The sequence below is a fragment of the Roseibium denhamense genome (genome assembly GCF_009711415.1).
Taxonomy (GTDB): domain Bacteria; phylum Pseudomonadota; class Alphaproteobacteria; order Rhizobiales; family Stappiaceae; genus Roseibium; species Roseibium denhamense.
In genome coordinates this window covers 1-605 of the sequence record NZ_SMLZ01000035.1, presented here as the reverse complement: position 1 = coordinate 605, position 605 = coordinate 1, and the positions used below count along the sequence as shown (strand labels likewise).

Sequence of the window (605 nt, the reverse complement as noted above, 5' to 3'; positions counted from 1 at the left end):
TGGCGGACGACAGGTCCAGGGATTCGGCCTGTCCGACCTCCACCTTGCGCGTCAGGATCATTCCGGCGATCAAGCCCGTCGCTGCGACAAGAAGCGCGACCGGGACCGACGTCAGGGTTGCAATCTGCCCCCACAGAATGGACCCCAGGGCCATGGACCCGAAGAATCCCATCAGGAAAACGGCCAGACCACGGGCACGGACCCAGTCGGGCAGTGCCAATTGGGCAGACACGTTGAACGAGGTGAGTACGGCAATCCAGCTGAGACCGCCAAGGAAGGCCGCAGCCATCAAGGCGAAGGCTTCTGCCGACAATGCGAGTACCGCTAGGGCAGCCGCTGTACCAAGTGTGCCGAGCTGCACTGTCTGATTGGATGTCAGTTTGCGCGTCAGACGCGGTAGAACAAGAGCGCCGGTGACAGCTCCCGCACCGATCAAGGCCATAAGCATTCCGTAGAGCTCTGATCCCCCGTCAGCCGCACCCCGAGCGATGAGCGGCAACAAGGACCAATACGCCGATGCGAACACAAAGAAGGCGACCGCGCGGACTAGAGTTGCGAGCATCGGGCCGTTGTACCTGACATGACGCAGGCCAGTCGCCATTTCG

General features: G+C 61.8%; 1 protein-coding gene. It reads right to left on the bottom strand.

Translation table 11 applies throughout. The annotated features are described in order from the left end of the window. Positions 1 to 605, bottom strand: a 605-nt coding sequence (locus E1180_RS00100) for an MFS transporter (RefSeq protein ID WP_196220472.1), incomplete at both ends; no start/stop codon positions are given.